Origin of the sequence: Mammaliicoccus sp. JADD-157, from assembly GCF_049310805.1 — a bacterium.
Classification (GTDB): Bacteria; Bacillota; Bacilli; order Staphylococcales; family Staphylococcaceae; genus Mammaliicoccus; species Mammaliicoccus lentus.
On the sequence record NZ_JBMOVZ010000001.1, the window covers coordinates 806349 to 825085 of the forward strand.

The 18737-nt window shown below is 32.3% G+C and carries 17 protein-coding genes and 1 riboswitch; of the genes, 13 read left to right on the top strand and 4 right to left on the bottom strand.

Annotated features, from left to right (window positions below; all coding sequences use genetic code 11):
* The 8 genes from purS to purD are packed head-to-tail and all read left to right on the top strand — an operon-like array spanning position 1 to position 8926.
* Positions 1-261, top strand: a complete 261-nt coding sequence (gene purS, locus ACO6VN_RS04085; RefSeq protein ID WP_064205026.1) for a phosphoribosylformylglycinamidine synthase subunit PurS — start codon at positions 1-3, stop codon at positions 259-261.
* Positions 261-932, top strand: a complete 672-nt coding sequence (purQ, locus tag ACO6VN_RS04090; protein ID WP_016999663.1) for a phosphoribosylformylglycinamidine synthase subunit PurQ — start codon at positions 261-263, stop codon at positions 930-932. The genes purS and purQ overlap by 1 nt, the downstream gene beginning before the upstream one ends.
* A complete protein-coding gene (gene purL, locus ACO6VN_RS04095; RefSeq protein WP_422404265.1) occupies positions 925-3114 on the top strand; it encodes a phosphoribosylformylglycinamidine synthase subunit PurL in 2190 nt (729 codons plus the stop codon). The genes purQ and purL overlap by 8 nt, the downstream gene beginning before the upstream one ends.
* Positions 3093-4589, top strand: coding sequence for an amidophosphoribosyltransferase (gene purF, locus ACO6VN_RS04100; protein ID WP_064205029.1), 1497 nt, complete (start codon positions 3093-3095; stop codon positions 4587-4589). The genes purL and purF overlap by 22 nt, the downstream gene beginning before the upstream one ends.
* Positions 4573-5607 carry a phosphoribosylformylglycinamidine cyclo-ligase gene (gene purM / locus ACO6VN_RS04105; protein WP_064205030.1) on the top strand — a complete coding sequence of 345 codons (1035 nt, stop codon included), beginning with the start codon at positions 4573-4575 and terminating at the stop codon, positions 5605-5607. The genes purF and purM overlap by 17 nt, the downstream gene beginning before the upstream one ends.
* Positions 5604-6170, top strand: a complete 567-nt coding sequence (gene purN / locus ACO6VN_RS04110) for a phosphoribosylglycinamide formyltransferase (RefSeq protein WP_422404266.1) — start codon at positions 5604-5606, stop codon at positions 6168-6170. The genes purM and purN overlap by 4 nt, the downstream gene beginning before the upstream one ends.
* Before the next feature lie 15 nt (positions 6171-6185).
* The gene (gene purH / locus ACO6VN_RS04115) at positions 6186-7664 is read left to right on the top strand and encodes a bifunctional phosphoribosylaminoimidazolecarboxamide formyltransferase/IMP cyclohydrolase (protein WP_422404267.1); all 1479 of its coding nucleotides are present in this window, start codon (positions 6186-6188) and stop codon (positions 7662-7664) included.
* Between the two features lie 11 nt (positions 7665-7675).
* A complete protein-coding gene (gene purD, locus ACO6VN_RS04120) occupies positions 7676-8926 on the top strand; it encodes a phosphoribosylamine--glycine ligase (RefSeq protein WP_422404268.1) in 1251 nt (416 codons plus the stop codon).
* 110 nt (positions 8927-9036) lie between these two features.
* Here purD and ACO6VN_RS04125 read toward each other — a convergent pair whose 3' ends face one another.
* From ACO6VN_RS04125 to ACO6VN_RS04140, 4 genes are all read right to left on the bottom strand, one after another.
* Positions 9037-9828 (bottom strand): energy-coupling factor transporter transmembrane component T family protein, encoded by a 792-nt coding sequence (locus ACO6VN_RS04125; RefSeq protein ID WP_422404269.1) that lies wholly within the window; start codon positions 9826-9828, stop codon positions 9037-9039.
* Positions 9818-11221, bottom strand: a complete 1404-nt coding sequence (locus ACO6VN_RS04130) for an ABC transporter ATP-binding protein (protein WP_422404270.1) — start codon at positions 11219-11221, stop codon at positions 9818-9820. Before ACO6VN_RS04130 ends, ACO6VN_RS04125 begins: the two co-directional genes overlap by 11 nt.
* An 11-nt stretch (positions 11222-11232) precedes the next feature.
* Positions 11233-11808, bottom strand: a complete 576-nt coding sequence (locus ACO6VN_RS04135) for an ECF transporter S component (RefSeq protein WP_194200879.1) — start codon at positions 11806-11808, stop codon at positions 11233-11235.
* A 92-nt stretch (positions 11809-11900) separates the two neighbouring features.
* Positions 11901-12004: riboswitch (TPP riboswitch) on the bottom strand.
* Between the two features lie 275 nt (positions 12005-12279).
* Positions 12280-12405: a hypothetical protein gene (locus tag ACO6VN_RS04140; protein WP_016999673.1), complete on the bottom strand. Its 126-nt coding sequence runs from the start codon at positions 12403-12405 to the stop codon at positions 12280-12282.
* Between the two features lie 147 nt (positions 12406-12552).
* Here ACO6VN_RS04140 and auxA point away from each other — a divergent pair, with 147 nt between their 5' ends.
* From auxA to ACO6VN_RS04165, 5 genes are all read left to right on the top strand, one after another.
* The gene (auxA, locus tag ACO6VN_RS04145) at positions 12553-13851 is read left to right on the top strand and encodes a lipoteichoic acid stability factor AuxA (protein ID WP_194200878.1); all 1299 of its coding nucleotides are present in this window, start codon (positions 12553-12555) and stop codon (positions 13849-13851) included.
* 867 nt (positions 13852-14718) lie between these two features.
* Positions 14719-15891: a class I SAM-dependent rRNA methyltransferase gene (locus tag ACO6VN_RS04150; RefSeq protein WP_016999675.1), complete on the top strand. Its 1173-nt coding sequence runs from the start codon at positions 14719-14721 to the stop codon at positions 15889-15891.
* Between the two features lie 69 nt (positions 15892-15960).
* Entirely contained in the window at positions 15961-16500 is a 540-nt protein-coding gene (locus ACO6VN_RS04155; RefSeq protein WP_064211306.1) for a DUF697 domain-containing protein, read from the top strand.
* Positions 16501-16663: 163 nt separating this feature from the next.
* Entirely contained in the window at positions 16664-17755 is a 1092-nt protein-coding gene (locus ACO6VN_RS04160; RefSeq protein ID WP_422404271.1) for a carbohydrate kinase, read from the top strand.
* Positions 17755-18672, top strand: a complete 918-nt coding sequence (locus ACO6VN_RS04165; RefSeq protein ID WP_016999678.1) for a pseudouridine-5'-phosphate glycosidase — start codon at positions 17755-17757, stop codon at positions 18670-18672. The genes ACO6VN_RS04160 and ACO6VN_RS04165 overlap by 1 nt, the downstream gene beginning before the upstream one ends.
* The last annotated feature ends 65 nt before the right edge of the window (positions 18673-18737 follow it).

An 18737-nucleotide genomic window follows, 5' to 3' on the forward strand; every position in this document is an offset into this window, starting at 1 on the left:
ATGAAAAATATTGAATTGCACATTACATTACAAGGACAAGTTTTAGATACACAAGGACAAGCATTGAATAGAGCTGTACACGATTTAGGTTATGAGCAAGTCAATAATATTAGAGTAGGTAAAGTAATATACATGACAGTTGAAGAAACAGATGAAGCAACAATCCATAATATCGTTAATACACTTAGTGAAAAATTATTTGCGAATACTGTAATTGAAGAATATAGTTTTAAAATTTTAGAAGATAAGGAGAACGCATAATGAAATTAGCTGTATTAGTCTTCCCAGGTTCAAATTGTGACCGCGACATGTACAATGCTGCTACACGTTCTGGAGTTGAAGCGGAGTATGTTGATTATAGAGAAACATCTTTAAAAGGTTTTGATGGTGTTCTGATACCAGGCGGTTTTTCATTTGGTGACTACTTAAGATCAGGAGCTATGGCTAGAGTTGCTCCAATTATAAAAGAAGTTAAAAGACTAGCAGAAGAAGGGAAACCAGTATTAGGTGTTTGTAACGGTTTTCAAATTTTAACTGAAATCGGGCTATTGCCAGGTGCGCTTTTGCATAACGATGATCATTTATTCGTTAGCAGAAATGAAGAATTAACGATTGTTAATAATCAAACAAAATTTACACATCAATATGATGAAAATGAAACAGTTGTATATCCAGTTGCACATGGCGAAGGCCACTACTATTGTACGGATGAAATGTATGAAGAATTGAAAAAACATAATCAAATTATTTTAACATACCAAGATAATCCAAATGGTTCATACAAAGATATAGCAGGGATTACAAATATAGAAGGTAACGTTTGTGGTATGATGCCACATCCTGAGAGAGCTATGGAAACATTACTTGGCTCAGATAGCGGTGTTAAGTTATTTCAATCTATGATCGAAAGTTGGAGGGAACAACATGTCTAAGTTTTTAGAACCAAGTATTAAAGAAATCGAAACTGAACATTTATATAGAGATATGGGATTAACGGATGAAGAGTATCAAAAAGTTATAAGCATATTAGGAAGAAAGCCTAATTTCACTGAAATTGGAATTTTCTCAGTTATGTGGAGTGAACATTGTTCTTATAAACATTCTAAACCATTTCTTAAACAGTTTCCTACAACTGGAGAACGCGTACTAATGGGACCTGGTGAAGGTGCAGGTGTTGTAGATATTGGTGATAATCAAGCAGTAGTATTTAAAGTTGAATCTCATAACCACCCTTCAGCAATTGAACCTTATCAAGGTGCAGCTACTGGTGTAGGCGGTATTATCCGTGACATCGTATCTATCGGGGCTAGACCAATTTCATTATTAAATAGTTTAAGATTTGGTGAATTATCAAATAAAACAAACCGTAGATTATTTAGCGGAGTTGTAAAAGGGATAGGTGGTTACGGAAACTGTATAGGAATCCCAACTGTAGCTGGTGAAATTGAATTTGATGAAAGATATGATGGTAATCCTCTTGTTAACGCAATGTGTGTAGGTATTATCGATCACGATAAAATTCAAAAGGGCACTGCAAAAGGTAAAGGCAATCCAGTAATATATGTAGGTTTAAAAACTGGTAGAGATGGCATTCATGGTGCAACTTTTGCTTCTGAGGAATTGAGTGAAGCATCTGAAAGTAAAAGACCTTCAGTACAAATAGGCGACCCATTCGTTGGTAAAAAATTAATGGAAGCAACACTAGAAGCAATTACATATCCTGAGCTTGTAGGTATTCAAGATATGGGGGCAGCAGGTTTAACTTCTTCATCTTCTGAAATGGCAGCAAAAGGTGGTAGTGGTATTCATCTACAGTTAGAAAAAGTTCCAACAAGAGAAGAGGGTATTTCACCATATGAAATGATGTTGTCTGAAACTCAAGAACGTATGTTACTTGTAGTTGAAAAAGGAACAGAACAAAAATTCTTAGATTTATTTGAACATCATGAATTAGATTCTGCAGTAATTGGAGAAGTAACTGATACAAACCGCTTCGTTTTATCTTATGAAGATGAAGTTTATGCAGATATACCTGTAGAACCTTTAGCAGACGAAGCACCTGTGTATATTTTAGAAGGTAAAACACCTAAGTATGAAACAAAAGATAATAAATATGAAGATATTGATGTAAAAGATGTATTTAATCAATTAATTAGTCATCCAACTATAGCTTCAAAAGAATTTGCTTATGAACAATACGATCAACAAGTTGGGGCAAATACTATACGCAAACCAGGTATTCACGCTGGTGTCGTTAGAGTAGAAGGTACTAAAAAAGCAATTGCTTCAACTATTGATGGCGAAGCTAGATATGTTTTCAACAATCCTTATGAAGGTGGAAAAATGGTTGTTGCAGAAGCGTATCGCAACCTGATTTCAGTCGGTGCAACGCCTTTAGCAATGACTGATTGTTTAAATTATGGTTCACCAGAAAAACCAGAAATATATCAACAATTAGCTGATTCAACAAAAGGGATGGCAGAAGCTTGTGAAATACTCAAAACACCAGTAGTTTCAGGTAACGTTTCCTTGTATAACGAAACAAAAGGTACTTCAATATTCCCAACACCAGTTATTGGTATGGTTGGTTTAATTGAAGATGTAGAATATTTAAATGATTTTAAACCTCAAGCTTCAGAACGCATTTATCTAGTAGGCGACACTGAAAATAACTTTGGTGGAAGTCAAATCGAAAAACTTCTATATAGAGATGTTAATCATGAACATTGTGAAATAGATTTGAATACAGAAGTACAAAGAGGAGAAACAATTAAAAAAGCAATTGTAGATGGGAAAGCGTCACATGTACAAGCATTAGGTAAAGGCGGAATCGCAATAGGCTTAGCTAAACTTAGCGCACACTTTAATTTAGGAGTTGAAGTTAATTTAGAACTTACAAACGCACAATTGTTTAGTGAAACACAAGGTCGATATATTGTCGTAGCAAAAGAAGGCGAAACAATAGATATCGATGGTGCAATTGAAATTGGTAAATTAACTGACGATACGCAATTTAAACTATCGAACCAAACTACACAATTAACTGTCGACGTGAAGAATATAAGGGAACAATTGAAAGGGGCAATTGGCCAATGCATGAAATCAAAAGTCTAAATGAGGAATGTGGCGTGTTTGGTATATGGAATCATCCAGAGTCAGCACAATTAACATATATGGGCTTACACAGTTTACAACATAGAGGTCAAGAAGGAGCAGGAATTGTTGGGTCAAATGGCAATGAATTAAAGGGTGAACGTGGTTTAGGTTTATTATCAGAAGCGATTTCTGATGCGCAATTAGAATCTTTCAAAGATTATAACCATGCAATAGGACACGTGAGGTATGCGACATCTGGCAATAAAGGAATAGAAAACATTCAGCCATTTTTATATCATTTTTACGATATGAGTGTTGGCGTTTGCCATAACGGTAACTTAGTAAATGCACAAAGTTTGAGAAAAAAACTAGAAAAAGATGGTGCGATTTTTCACTCTTCATCAGATACAGAAGTGATTATGCACCTAATCAGACGAAGCAAAGCAACTGATTTCGAAGGAAGTTTAAAAGAAAGTTTAAACATAATTAAAGGCGGATTTACGTTTGCATTACTAACTAAAGATGCATTATATGGAGCAGTTGATCCAAATGCCATTAGACCTTTAGCGGTAGGTCGAATGAAAACTGGAGCTTATATTATAGCTAGTGAAACATGTGCAATCGATGTATTAGGCGCTGAATTTGTAAGGGATATACATGCAGGAGAATATGTTGTGATTAATGACGACGGAATAAGAGTGGAATCTTACACTACACAAACCTCAACAGCGATTTCAGCTATGGAATATATTTATTTTGCAAGACCAGATTCAACAATTGCAGGTAAAAATGTTCATGCAGTCCGTAAAGAATCAGGAAAACGTTTAGCTGACGAAAGCCCAGTAAAAGGTGCAGACATGGTAATAGGGGTGCCAAATTCATCTCTATCTGCAGCAACTGGATTTGCTGAAGAAAGCCACTTACCTTATGAAATGGGTCTAGTTAAAAATCAATATGTCGCAAGAACATTCATTCAGCCGACACAGGAACTTCGTGAACAGGGTGTGCGTGTGAAATTATCAGCTGTAAAAGATATTGTTTACGGTAAGAATATAGTGCTCGTAGATGATTCAATTGTGAGAGGAACTACAAGTAAAAGAATCGTAAGAATGCTAAAAGATGCTGGTGCAAATGAAATACATGTACGCATAGCATCTCCTGAGTTTATGTTTCCGAGTTTCTACGGTATCGATGTTTCAACATCATCAGAATTAATTTCTGCTCACAAATCACCAGAAGAAATACGAGACTATATAGGAGCAGATTCTTTAGCATATTTAAGCGTAGATGGTTTGATTGACTCAATTGGTTTAGATTTAGACGTACCTTACAACGGATTATGTGTTGAAAGTTTCACTGGTGATTATCCAGCAGGCTTGTATGACTATGAAACACGTTATTTCGAAAACTTAAGTAAACGACAAAAAGAATATTTAAGTGAACACAAACAATACTTTGATAGAGAGGGTAATCTTAATGTCGAAAGCATATAAAGCATCCGGTGTTGATATTGAAGCAGGTTATGAAGCAGTTAATAGAATGAAATCTCACGTACAAAGTACGATGAGAAAAGAGGTACTTGGTGGTCTAGGTGGTTTCGGAGCAGCGTTTGATTTATCCCAATTAAATATGAAGAAACCAGTTTTAGTTTCGGGTACTGATGGTGTAGGAACAAAATTAAAATTAGCTATCGATAATGATAAACATGACACAATAGGTATAGATGCAGTCGCTATGTGCGTAAATGATATTTTAACAACTGGGGCAGAGCCATTATATTTCCTTGACTATATTGCAACAAACAAAGTAAATCCGGAAACGATTGAAAATATCGTTTCTGGTGTATCTGTTGCTTGTAAAGAAACAAACTGTGCTTTAATCGGTGGAGAAACTGCAGAAATGGGCGAAATGTATCATGAAGGTGAGTATGATATAGCTGGTTTCTGTGTAGGCGCAGTTGAAAAAGATGAATATATCGATGGCAGTAATGTGTCTGAAAATGATGTCATTATTGGTATAACTTCAAGTGGTATTCATTCGAACGGATATAGCTTGGTAAGAAACTTAATCAAAACAAGTGGTATTAATCTAGAGGACCAATTTGATGATCAACATAGTTATTTAGATGTGTTTTTAGAACCTACTAAATTATATGTAAAACCTGTACTTTCTGTATTGAATAAAGTGAAAGTAAAAGCTATGTCGCACATTACTGGCGGCGGTTTTATAGAAAATATACCAAGAGCTATTCCAGATAATATGGATGCAAATATTGATGTGAATACTTATAAAATTCCTAAAATATTTAAATGGTTGCAAGAACAAGGCGAGATTGATGCAACTGAAATGTATAACGTGTTCAATATGGGTATTGGTTTCGTATTAATAGTTGATCAAAATGATAAAGATGAAGTATTGAATACATTAAAAGAACAGAACGAAGAAGCTTACGTTATTGGAGAAATTACAAAAGGTTCTGGTAACGTGAATTTATCGGGGGTTCAATTATGATAAAAACTGCTATTTTTGCTTCAGGTAACGGATCTAATTTTGAAAAAATTATGGAAAATATTGAATATGGCCATTTAAGTCATATCGAAGTTACTGCTTTATTTACAGATAATCCGAATGCATTTTGTGTTGAAAGAGCAAGAAGGTTTAATCTACCTGTATATATCATTGATCCTAGAACATATGATAATAAAAAGGAATATGAGGAAGCTCTAATTACAAGATTATCTCAAGAAAGAGTGAGTTGGATTATTTTAGCTGGTTATATGAGACTTGTAGGTCCAACTTTACTTAGTCAATATAAAGGAAAAATTTTAAATATACATCCTTCAATATTACCAAGCTTTCCTGGTAAAGATGCAGTTGGTCAAGCACTAGATTATGGTGTAAGAGTTACAGGAGCAACTGTACATTACGTAGACAGTGGCATGGATACAGGAGAAATTATAGACCAACTAAGTTGCCCAGTTTATCCAGATGATACAAGAGATACATTACAGCTGAGAATACAGAACTTAGAATATGAACTATATCCGCGCGTCATTAAAGAAATCATAAAATAAAGGAGTCTTTACAAAATGAAAAATGCAATATTAAGTGTTTCAGATAAAACGAACATTGTCGAATTTGCACGTAATTTAATTAAAAATGACTACAAAGTCTATTCTACTGGTGGTACTAAAAAAGCTTTAGAAGAAGCGAATGTTGAAGTGTACTCAGTATCAGAACTAACAGACTTTCCTGAAATAATGGATGGTCGTGTAAAAACACTTCATCCTGGTGTACATGGTGGTATACTTGCAAATCGTTCTATTCCTGAACATTTATCAGCATTAAAGGAACAAGGTATCGACTTAATCGATTTAGTCGTTGTTAATCTATATCCGTTTAAAGAAACAATTAAAAAAGAAAATGTTACTGAAGAAGAAGCAATTGAGAATATAGACATTGGTGGACCAACTATGTTGAGAGCTGCTGCTAAAAACTTCAAATTTGTAACGACAGTTGTTAATCCTGATGATTATGAAGAAGTGATTCGACGTATAGAGAACAATGAATTAGATGAGAATTACAGAAAATCATTAATGATAAAAGTTTTCAAACATACTAATGATTATGATAATACGATTGTAGAATTCTTTAATGATGCTTCTGAAAAATTAAGATATGGAGAAAATCCACAACAAAATGCTACGTTTGTTAAGACTTCTCAAGAGCCTAATACTTTAGCTGGATCTAAACAGTTACATGGAAAAGCATTAAGTTTTAATAATATAAAAGATGCTGACGCAACATTATCATTGATTAAGAAGTTTGAACAACCTGCAGCAGTAGCTGTTAAACACATGAACCCTTGTGGGGTAGGTGTAGGTGAAACAATAGAACAAGCATATGAATATGCTTATGAAGCGGATTCACAATCAATATTTGGTGGAATAGTTGCACTTAATAGACCTGTTACAAAAGCTTTAGCAGAAAATCTACATTCTATTTTCTTAGAAGTTGTTATCGCTCCTCATTTTGAAGAGGAAGCATTGGAAGTTCTTAAAGGTAAGAAAAATATTAGATTGTTAGAAATCGATATGACTGAAACAAAAGATGAACAAGAATTTGTTTCTGTTTCAGGTGGATACTTAGTTCAAGATAAAGATAATGAAATTATTAAAAGAGAAGATATGAAAGTAGTAACAGATGTTGAACCAAGTGAAGAGCAATGGAAAGCATTAGAACTTGCTTGGAAAGTAGTACGTTCAGTTAAAAGTAATGCGATTGTTCTAGCAAATGATCATCAAACTGTCGGTGTCGGCGCTGGACAGATGAATAGAGTAGGATCAGCTAAAATTGCGATAGATAGAGCAATTGAAATGAATGATAATGTAGCTTTAGCCTCTGATGGCTTTTTCCCAATGGGAGATTCAGTTGAAACTGCTGCAAAAGCTGGCATTAAGACAATTATTCAACCAGGCGGTTCAATAAAAGATCAAGAATCTATTGATATGGCAAATAAATATGGCATAAGTATGGTATTTACTGGCGTGAGACACTTTAAACATTAGGAGGTTCATAAATGAAAGTACTGATAATCGGCTCAGGTGGTCGTGAACATGTTTTAGCTCAAAAATGTAAACTTTCAAATACAGTCGAAGAGGTATTTGTTATTCCAGGAAATGATGCGATGAGTGGTGTAGCAACTGTCATTTCAAATATTAAAGAAGATAATCATGAAAAGATAAAAGAGTTTGTTGTAAATAATGATATTGAATGGGTTATTATCGGCCCAGAACAACCTTTGATTGATGGATTAACTGATGTTTTAAGTGAAACAAATGCTAAAGTATTTGGACCTAATAAAGAAGCTGCACAATTAGAAGGGTCAAAAGAATTTGCTAAAAAAATAATGGACAAATATAATATTCCAACAGCTGAATATGAAACAATTTGTTCTAAAGAAAAAGCATTAACATATGTTGAAGCATGTCCTATACCAATTGTATTGAAAAAGGATGGGCTGTCTGCTGGTAAAGGTGTTATCGTAGCTTTGACTAGAGAAGAAGCTCGACAAGCTGTAGAAACTTTATATACAACAGATGATGAAAAAGTTGTATTTGAAGAGTTTCTTGAAGGCGAAGAATTTTCAGTTATGACATTTGTAAATGAAGAATTTGCGGTACCTTTTGATTGTATAGCTCAAGATCATAAACGTGCATTTGATGCTGATAAAGGTCCTAATACTGGAGGTATGGGTGCTTACTGCCCGGTTCCACATATTTCAAAAGAAATCATCGAAGAAACAAATCAAAAAGTAGCGCAACCTATAGCTCAAGCACTTGTAAGTGAGGGTATACAATACTTCGGGTTAATATATATCGGTGCAATTTTAACAGAAGATGGTCCAAAAGTTATTGAATTTAATGCGAGATTTGGAGATCCTGAAGCACAAGTATTATTAACAAAATTAGATTCAGATTTTATTGAACTGCTAGAAAAAACATATAAAAAAGAACCTATCAAGCTTGAATGGAAAGATGAAAGTGTAGTAGGCGTTGTATTAGCATCAAAAGGGTATCCTGCTAATTACGAAAAAGGTCATATAGTTGAAGGCTTAGACCAAATAGAACAGTATTATGTTAGCGCCTTGAAAAAGAACGAAAAAGGACAATATGAAAATAACGGTGGAAGAGTTATGATTTCTATTGGAACAGGCAAAGATATAAGAGAAGCACAAAAAAATGCTTATGCTCAAGTGGAAAAAATAAAATGCGACAATTTATTCTATAGAAAAGATATAGGACATAAAGCATTGAAAGCTCAAATATAATAAAATGAAAGACCGATAAAATTTATTTGATTGCATAAATTTTATCGGTCTTTTTCATTGCGCTACATTTCGTTCTTTTAGGGAAAGATATGGTCAAACATAACGCAATGTTACCTAATATCAGTAATGTTTGTAATAGGGAAGAAACTCCCTAAACAAAACGCCAAAATAACTAATAAAATTGACATTATAATAAAATACACATCATTTATTGTAAAAGGCACTTTATAATAATAAGTTCGTTTACCATTCGTAAATCCTTTAGCTTCCATAGCTACTGCTAATCTATGAGATTTTCTTATACTTTGACTTAATGTCGGTATAAGTAAATGATTTATCCATTTAAGTCCTTTACGCTGACTTTTATCAACGACTTGATAACGCATTTTTAATGCTTGTCTTAATTGGATGAATGATGTAAACATGATAGGAATCATTCTGATAGATGCCATAAAAGCATAAGCTATTTTAGGTTTTAATTTTAAATGTTGCATGAAGCTATAGAACACATAAATAATTTGTGATGTGAAAGGTATAACCATTCCATAAAAGGAAATAACCAGTGTACGCATTGTAACGTGTAAGCCTCTCATTAAGCTTTCACTCGTAATATTGATAATACCAAATTTAAACAACGTATGACTTCCTTCACCGTAAAAAATCATAAATAGCGAGGAAGTAAAGCCAAAGAATAAAGTAATAGCAATAACAATTAACAACGGCGGCCATTTTACACCGCTCATAAATATTAAATATATAAACATCACAATTGTTAAATAAAGCATGAAATCAAAATCATGTATGAAAATGGCAAAGAAAAATAGTGAAATACCTAATAATAGTTTAGTTAAAATATTAACGTTATCGATGAAAGTGTAATATCTTTTCCAATTATTCAGCATAAACGTCACCATCACTTATGGCTAATTCACGGTTTTGAATGTTCAATATTCTGGTCGCGTAACGATTTATGATTTCATTTTCATGTGTAATCATGATAATTGTTTGCCCATCTGTAACTCTCTGTTTAAATAACTTAATCAGTTCAAAAGTGTTATGGCTGTCTAAACCAAATGTCGGTTCATCTAGTAATATGATTTCAGATTGCGTGCTTAATGCTGTAGCCACGCTTAATCTTTTTTTCTGTCCAATTGAAAGTTCGAATGGATGTTGTGCTTTTACATGTTCTAATCTTAATAATTTCAACATCTCTTCAGTTTTTGCTTGTGCTGTTTCTTTATTTTGATGTGAAAAATTAATCGAAATTTCATCATAAACAGACATTTCAATAAATTGTAATTCTGGATTTTGATATACAAAATACATGTGTTTAGATGCATCTTTTATTTTTTTTAGACGTTTATCTTTGTAATAAATATTTCCTTCATATTTAATAAGTTGCATTAAGGTTTCTAAAAAAGTAGTCTTTCCAGTTCCATTAGCCCCTGTTAACACTATTAATTCACCTTTGTTTATAGATAAATCGTTTACTTTAAATAACTTTTTACGATGACGTAATATTTCTAGATTGCTTATATTTAATAAAGGTTCGTATTTATGGTTAATAGAAAGTGATTTAGGTGCATAATCCCATGAATTAGGATGCCAAACACCATATTCATTTAATACGTCAGTATGGTTATTTAATATGTCGTCAGGTGTACTATCATGCGTAATTTGCCCTTTATCATTCATGACAATGACTCTGTCTACATAATTCCATATATAATCAACTTTATGCTCAACAATTACAACTGTTTGATTTTCCCAATGTTGCATGAGTAAATCCCAAAGTTGATAAGTAGAAGATGTATCTAACATTGCAGTTGGTTCATCTAAAAATAAAGTATCAGTTTTTTGCAATAAAATAGAAGCAATAGCTAATTTCTGTTTCATTCCACCGCTAAGTTGGCTAAGTTTTTTAGATGGATCTGCCTCTAAGTTAACTTCTTGCATAGCTTTTGATATAAGTGAATCCATTCGGTTAGGTTCAACTTTCATGTTTTCTAATACAAAAGCCAACTCTTCTTTAATTTTAGGCATACAAAATTGTGTGTCAGGATCTTGAAATATAACACCTGGGAAAGGGTCAATATGCTTTTCATCAACTTTCATAGGTATATCTACAGACCTAGGAATGATGCCACTTAATACATTTAATAGGGTACTTTTACCTGAACCACTCGGACCAAGTAATAAAACTTTCTCTCTATCATTTATAGTAATATTTAAATTTTTAAAAATGATACGTTCATCATCTGGATATTTAAGTCTAAGATTTTTAAGTGATAACAATTTTATAGCTCCTATAATAAGTCGTAATCTTTTTTAGAAGAAGGTCTGAATAATTTAGTAACACCAGTTCGATCAAGTGCTCGTACAATAGCGTATCCAAGCGCGCCACCTAATATAGCTCCGCTCAGTATTCTTATGCTGAACATTAATATAATATTCCAAGTTGCAACATCGCCTAAATAATTATAAAACCAATCAACGGGTAAAGTAATGATACCAGCCAAAGCTCCAGCTATAATAGCGACATATAACTTTCTCGATTTATATCGAACAGCTAAAAATACAATTTCACAAGCTAAGCCTTGAAGTAAGGCATATACAAAAGTAGGAATATCAAATTGTCCCATAACTATTGTTTCGCCAGCACCCGCTGCAAATTCTGCTAATAATGCTACACCAGGTTTTTGAATAATCAAATAAGTGATAATAGCTGCAATAAACCAAAAACCATAAATAGATTGCTCTAAATGGAGACCAAGTGGTTTTAAAACTTCATACGGTAACCATAAAAATTTATAAATAATCGCAAATACAGCACCTATTAATACAGTTACTAAAATATCAGATAAAGTTAATCTTTTTGCCATAACTAATTCTCCTTTTTTATATAAAAAAATGCACTTCTATATCTAGATAGAAGCGCATAAAAATATTGTTATCATTATAAAAATGAATATTATAAGATTCACGAACACTTTCCTACGCTAGTATAATCTAGATCAGGTACAAAGGGTTCAGACTTTTTCAGGTCTGTCTCAGTTTAAAACGCCCCTAGTGCATTTATTGATTTGTTAACACTACGATAAGTCTTATTAAATCTTTTGTCAATAAGAACATTTTGTAACACCATATTATTCAAAAATATAATAAGAATGAGGGAGTAGGACAGAAATCTCATTTTATTAAAAAGATTTCGTAGTCCCACCCCGGCAAAGATTACTAGGGTTAAAAAAGCTTGATATAAGTGCATTTCAGCTACTACCATTATAATTGAAAGAGGCTGAGACATGTATTTATGTCCCAGCCTCTCAAGCGTTGAAATTTAAGATAAGATATATTTATTCAAAAGTGTCTTGAATGTTGTCTTTTGTTTCATCTTGTCCTTTATCATTATCTTTTTTGTTTTCTTGTTCTTTTTTCTTAGCTTTTTCTGCTTCTTCTTTATGTTTATCGTTATTACTCATAATAACACTCCCTTAAAATGTATGATATTATTATATACCCAGGTAGTACTGACTTTTAAACTTATTTATACTTCTTGGGGCTGATTTTCGATTTATTTAAAGACATTTGAAAATGAAACAATTATAATGTTCAATGAGGTGAAGAACATGTCTATTAAGAAAAAAAGCTGGGAAGTTCATTTTAGCCGGATTATAGGTATATTCATTATCATAACGGGCCTACTGATATTATTTAATGCACCACGTATTAAAGATTATAATATTAAAGACTCTGCTAATATCCATATTCGTAATATTTGGGACTTTTTTGTAGCTTTTTTTGATGAGTTAGTAAGAATTTTAAATCACTATATAGGTGGTTTTCCAGTCATTTCGGCAATAATTATCTTGTTGTTCGGCATCTTTGTATTGTTAATAGCACGTACATTAAGAAGAACAACAAATTATGATTATGATATATCTATATTTTATATAGTTTTAACGATTATATTCATGATTATTATTTTAATGACAATGTTCCAAGTTTATAGCTATGCTTCATTTTTATTTATTATCCCATTTGCCATACATGTAGGCTATGTTGTATATAAAAGTGAACTTAATCCATTACATCGAAAAAAACATTACTTATGGATTATCATTTCATACGGAATGTGCTACTTTATTTCACAATTCGCTATGAATCATAATATTGATACAAAAAGCGTTAAACCGCTCGATGTAATGAGTGTGAATTTGTTCTTTATTTTATTATGGTGTTTTAGTCAGATGTCTGTATGGACGAGTCTTTATTTGAGACGATCATTACCAATTAGTGAAGAAGACATTGAAACTGTAAATGAAGAACGTTATTCAAGAGTTAAAAATAATCGATTAACTAGAAAAATATTTACTTTGTCACAAGCTTTATACAGTAAATTAGAAGATATGAAGCAAGTTACTTTGGATAAGTTTAATTCTGAAGAGGTAAAAGAAAAAAGAAGAAAACGAAATGAAAAATGGAAAGAAATCATAAAAATTGAAGATGAAGATATACCTAAATGGATGAGAAGACCAAAATGGTTGAAAAAAAGTTATATCGAATGGATTTGTACATTCGTACTTTTCTTATTTACGATTATAGAATTTAACAATAGAAATGGCTTATTCTTATCAGGTGAATGGAGTCTATCTCAAATTCAATATGTATTTGAATGGGTAACATTATTTATAATGATGTTATTAATTATACTATATGCATACTTTAACTATACAACTAATGTTAAAAATACACATAATTTCGGAAAATTATTTGTGATATCAGCATTGTTCTTTGAAATTGCAACTACATTCTTTGTATCGGCACTTCAAACATCACAATTTTCCGTATTTATTACACCGATATCATTTTTATTAATGCTATTTGTTACACCAGCATTTATCATTCATTTGAAAAAATCATTTTAATTTGAAGGGCTTAAAGTCCTAATAATATAAAAGAGCTAGGGATACAAATCCTTAGCTCTTTTTTGGATGAGATTGGTCAAAAAACAAGAGTTGATATTGTTGTTGGATTTACTCCGACATTAATCCAACTAGACACACCTTTATTGGATTAACTACCGCAATAATCCAAGTAGAGCACCTTTATTGGATTAACTACCTCGATAATCCAAATAGATACACTTTTATTGGATTTAATCCGACATTAATCCAACTAGACACACTCTTATTGGATTTACTAAGACAATAATCCAAGTAGAGCACCTTTTATTGGATTGACTACATCAATAATCCAAGTAGAGCACCTTTGTTGGATTAACCACCTCAATAATCCAAGTAGAGCACCTTTATTGGATTAACCACCTCAATAATCCAACTAGACACACCTTTATTGGATTAACTACCGCAATAATCCAAGTAGAGCACCTTTATTGGATTAACTACTTCAATAATCCAAGTAGAGCACCTTTATTGGATTAACTACTTCAATAATCCAAGCACACGCATCTTTATTAGATTAACAATTTGGAAGACAAAGTATTTTATAGATTATTAATTGGTACATTATTAGAAATTTATATAAGAGAAGTTGTAATAAGTAAATATTTTTATAGAATTAATTATAAAAATGTATTGCACGGAATAATCTAATGATTTATACTAAGTTTAGTAAGCGTTTACATACAAGGGGATCAAAACTTTCTGGGGGAAATTTTGATTAATAAAATTCGGTTAACAGAGTATTCTAAAGGGGGATACTCTGTTTTTTTGGTGTCTTTGACTATTTTACGTTATAATATGTGAGACATTTCGAAAGGATGGCCAAAAACAATGAAACAAATTATGCTTAAAAATGGTAAAGAAGATAAATATTTTAGAGGATATCCATTAGTCGACAAAGATGACATTTTTGAAATGCCAAGTATGGATGAAGGTGAATTAGTAGCTTTAGTAGATGCAGGGAAAAACTTTATCGCTACTGCTTATTATGGTGAGCAAAACAAAGGTATAGGTTGGGTATTATCTTTAGATTCCACTGAAAAAATAGACCACAAGTTTTTCGTTAAGTTATTTAAACAAGCAATTCAAGAACGTGAATATTTTGAAAATGTAGATGGCATTAATGCTTATAGGTTATTTAATGCTGAAGGTGACGGAATTGGTGGATTAACAATTGATAATTACGATGGGCATTTGTTATTACAATGGTACTCAGTCGGTATTTATCGTTTGAAAGATAGAATTTTGCCAGCTATTCAAGAAGTTTTTGAATATAAATCTATCTTTGAAAAAAGGAGGTTTAAAGGAATGGAAACATCTTCTGATTTCGTAGAAGGTGACGCGCCAGAATTTCCTTATGTAATTGAAGAGAATCATCTATTTTATAATGTGAATTTAGATGACGGACCAATGACTGGTATTTTCCTAGATCAAAAAGAAGTACGAAAAAAAATACGCGACCATTATAGCGAAGATAAAGATATACTGAACTTATTTAGTTACACTGGTGCATTTTCAGTTGCAGCAAGTGAAAATGCTAAAAGTACAACAAGTGTTGATTTGGCAAATCGAGCTAGAACATTAACTGAAGGGAACTTTGGATTAAACGCCATGGATTTAAATAATAACCATATATTTATTATGGATGTTTTTGATTACTTTAAATACGCTTTAAGGCATGGTTTAAGTTATGATGTTATTGTCATTGATCCACCAAGTTTTGCTCGTAATAAGAAAAAGACTTTTAGTGTACAAAAAAACTATCCTGAACTAATTGAAGGTGCTGCTTCATTACTTAATGAAACAGGTACTTTAGTATTAAGTACAAATTCAAGTGCGTTTCCGCAAAAAGCATTTAAAAAAATGATAAATCAAACGTTGGATTCATTAGAGCTAGATTATACAATTTCCGATGTGATGGGGTTACCTAAAGACTTCAAAACACATCCTCATTATAAACCAAGTAAGTACTTGAAAGTTGTTTTTGTACAGATAAATGGTTAAATTCTTCGAAAAAAGGGTATATTTTACTATTCATTAAATTAATAATGAACTGTGAGGAGAATGATTAAAATGGGAATTATAAACAAAATCACTTCAAAAGCTGGAAATAAAGCGTTAGGTATTGAAGAAATAAAAAAACGTTCTGAATTACCAACAACAGAAACTGAATTATTGGAACGAAGAAAAAGAGCTCAAGATCTCGTTCAAAAAAAATCATTAATGTCATCTGCCGCTAATGTTGTGCCGATACCTGGTTTAGGCGTAGGTATGGATATAAAATTAATGGGAGACATCATAGAAGATATTAATAAGATTTACGGATTGAGCCATAAGCAAGTCAATAAAATGCAAGATGATTTAAAACAAAAAGTTTTAACTTCAGCAGCTATGAAAGGTAGTCAATTCATAGGTCAAAAAGTAACGAATGCTATGGTTAAAGTATTTTTTAAATCGGTTGTAAAAAGAGAAGCTGCGAAGCAATCTAGATGGGTACCTCTTGTTGGACAAGCAGTAGCTGGTTCAATAAGTTACTATTTAATGAAAAAAATGGGCGAAGATCACATTAAAAAATGTGAGAAAGTCATAAATGATTTTTTACGTCCATCATAATTAATCCTGCGACTGTCAACAAGTCTTTAAGACGAGTTGGCAGTCTTTTTTTGTAAAATAAATTACATTTAAGTTAACGTTTGCATTATGAATGAAAACGGTTTATAATTCTAATTGTGAACTAAAGTTTGTAAAACAAACAAATGTTTGTGAGGTGAAAATTTTGAACGAGAATGAAAGATTAATTTTAAATTTAATCAAAGAAAACCCGTTTATTTCTCAACAAGAATTGTCAGAGAAAGTTGGCTTATCAAGGCCAGCAGTTGCAAATATCATTTCTGGCTTAGTTAAGAAGGAATATGTTCAAGGGAAAGCTTACGTCTTAAACGAACAAAATCCAATTGTTTGTATAGGTGGTGCTAACATTGATCGTAAATTCCATATTACTGAGCAGTTAATTCAAGGTACTTCTAATCCTGTAACATCAGAAACGTCAATAGGTGGTGTTGCAAGAAACGTCGCTGAAAATCTAGGACGTATAGGTGAAGACGTATTGTTGTTAACAACTGCTGGAAATGATGCAGAATGGCAACATATTTCTGATTTGTCATCTCCATTTATGAATGTTGATTACGTTGAAAATATTTCGAGTGAAGCAACAGGTAGTTATACAGCTTTGTTAGATCAAAATGGCGACATGACTTTAGGTCTAGCTGATATGTCTGTATATGATAAAATCACACCTGAATTTATGATAAAAAACACATATTTGCTTAATAAAGCTAAATGTATGATTGTTGATTTAAATTGTCCGAGAGAAACATTAGAATTTCTATGTGCTTATGCTGAAAAGAAAAGTATCAAACTTATCATCATTGCTGTTTCAGGGCCGAAAATGAACCATTTACCACATAATTTACATGCAGTAGATTGGATTATTATGAATAAAGATGAAGTAGAAGCTTATGTTGGTAAAAAAGCAGAAACTGATGAACAGTTAAAATCTTATATTTCTGAAATTAGCAAACAAGGTGCAAAAAATATCATTGTCACTTCTGGTAAAGAACAAATCTTTTATGAAGGACAGGAAGGTATTTTAGAATTTAGTGTAACACCAGTTAAACAAGTAGTAGATGTAACTGGGGCAGGAGATGCATTTACATCAGCTTTGATTTACGGTTGGCTTAAGTCCTATGACATAGAACAAATTGTTAAACTTGCTAAAGCAAATGCAGCAAAAACTATTCAAACACCATTTACAGTTAGACAAGATTTACATGAGAAACAACTTATAAAAGACATGGAGGAATTATAATGGAAAACTATATTCAATTTTCAGAAGAAGTAGAACAAGCTAAAAAGGAAGGTAAAGCAATTATTGCTTTAGAATCTACAATTATTTCACACGGCATGCCTTATCCTCAAAACGTGGACATGGCTAAAAAGGTAGAACAAATTGTAAGAGATAACGGCGGTGTACCAGCAACAATCGCTATTATAGATGGCACTATTAAAGTAGGTTTAAATGATGAAGAATTAGAATTACTAGCAAGTGCTGATGACGTAGCAAAAGTATCAAGAAGAGACATTGCTGAAATACTTGCAACTAAGAGAATTGGTGCAACGACTGTTGCTTCAACTATGATTTGTGCACAATTAGCTGACATCCAATTCTTCGTAACAGGTGGTATTGGTGGGGTTCATAAAGGTGCTGAACAAACGATGGATATTTCAGCTGACTTAGATGAACTATCAAAAACGAAAGTAGCAGTAGTTTGTGCAGGTGCTAAATCTATTTTAGACTTAGATAAAACTTTAGAGTACTTAGAAACTAAAGGTGTACCTGTAGTTGGTTATCAAACAGATGAATTACCAGCATTCTTTACTCGTGAAAGTGGATTGAAATTAAACACGAGAATTGATGATGTAAAAACAATTGCTAAATTAGCTGAAGTTCAATGGGATTTAGGCTTAGATTCAGGCATTGTTATAGCAAATCCGGTACCAGAAGAAGATCAATTAGAACCATCATTTATTAATGGAATCATTGATAATGCAGTTAAAAAAGCAGAAGAACAAGGTATTCATGGTAAAGACTCAACGCCATTCTTATTAGGAGAAATTGTTAAACAATCTGAAGGTAAATCTTTAGAAACGAATATTAAACTGGTTTATCATAATGCAAAAATTGGTACACAAATTGCAGTTGAATATGCAAACTTGTCAGATTAATAATAAATGCACCAAAATGTTGCATACTTATGTAATTTGATTGAATTGTATCTATTTTTTTGATA

What these genes read in the sequence shown, in the direction of transcription:
- purM (WP_064205030.1), top strand. Translation starts at nt 4,573, where the DNA reads ATGTCGAAAGCATATAAAGCATCCGGTGTTGATATTGAAGCAGGTTAT.
- purF (WP_064205029.1), top strand. Translation starts at nt 3,093, where the DNA reads ATGCATGAAATCAAAAGTCTAAATGAGGAATGTGGCGTGTTTGGTATA.
- auxA (WP_194200878.1), top strand. Translation starts at nt 12,553, where the DNA reads ATGTCTATTAAGAAAAAAAGCTGGGAAGTTCATTTTAGCCGGATTATA.
- ACO6VN_RS04125 (WP_422404269.1), bottom strand. Translation starts at nt 9,828, where the DNA reads ATGCTGAATAATTGGAAAAGATATTACACTTTCATCGATAACGTTAAT.
- purH (WP_422404267.1), top strand. Translation starts at nt 6,186, where the DNA reads ATGAAAAATGCAATATTAAGTGTTTCAGATAAAACGAACATTGTCGAA.
- ACO6VN_RS04140 (WP_016999673.1), bottom strand. Translation starts at nt 12,405, where the DNA reads ATGAGTAATAACGATAAACATAAAGAAGAAGCAGAAAAAGCTAAGAAA.
- purN (WP_422404266.1), top strand. Translation starts at nt 5,604, where the DNA reads ATGATAAAAACTGCTATTTTTGCTTCAGGTAACGGATCTAATTTTGAA.
- ACO6VN_RS04150 (WP_016999675.1), top strand. Translation starts at nt 14,719, where the DNA reads ATGAAACAAATTATGCTTAAAAATGGTAAAGAAGATAAATATTTTAGA.
- ACO6VN_RS04135 (WP_194200879.1), bottom strand. Translation starts at nt 11,808, where the DNA reads ATGGCAAAAAGATTAACTTTATCTGATATTTTAGTAACTGTATTAATA.
- purS (WP_064205026.1), top strand. Translation starts at nt 1, where the DNA reads ATGAAAAATATTGAATTGCACATTACATTACAAGGACAAGTTTTAGAT.
- ACO6VN_RS04155 (WP_064211306.1), top strand. Translation starts at nt 15,961, where the DNA reads ATGGGAATTATAAACAAAATCACTTCAAAAGCTGGAAATAAAGCGTTA.
- ACO6VN_RS04165 (WP_016999678.1), top strand. Translation starts at nt 17,755, where the DNA reads ATGGAAAACTATATTCAATTTTCAGAAGAAGTAGAACAAGCTAAAAAG.
- purD (WP_422404268.1), top strand. Translation starts at nt 7,676, where the DNA reads ATGAAAGTACTGATAATCGGCTCAGGTGGTCGTGAACATGTTTTAGCT.
- purL (WP_422404265.1), top strand. Translation starts at nt 925, where the DNA reads ATGTCTAAGTTTTTAGAACCAAGTATTAAAGAAATCGAAACTGAACAT.
- purQ (WP_016999663.1), top strand. Translation starts at nt 261, where the DNA reads ATGAAATTAGCTGTATTAGTCTTCCCAGGTTCAAATTGTGACCGCGAC.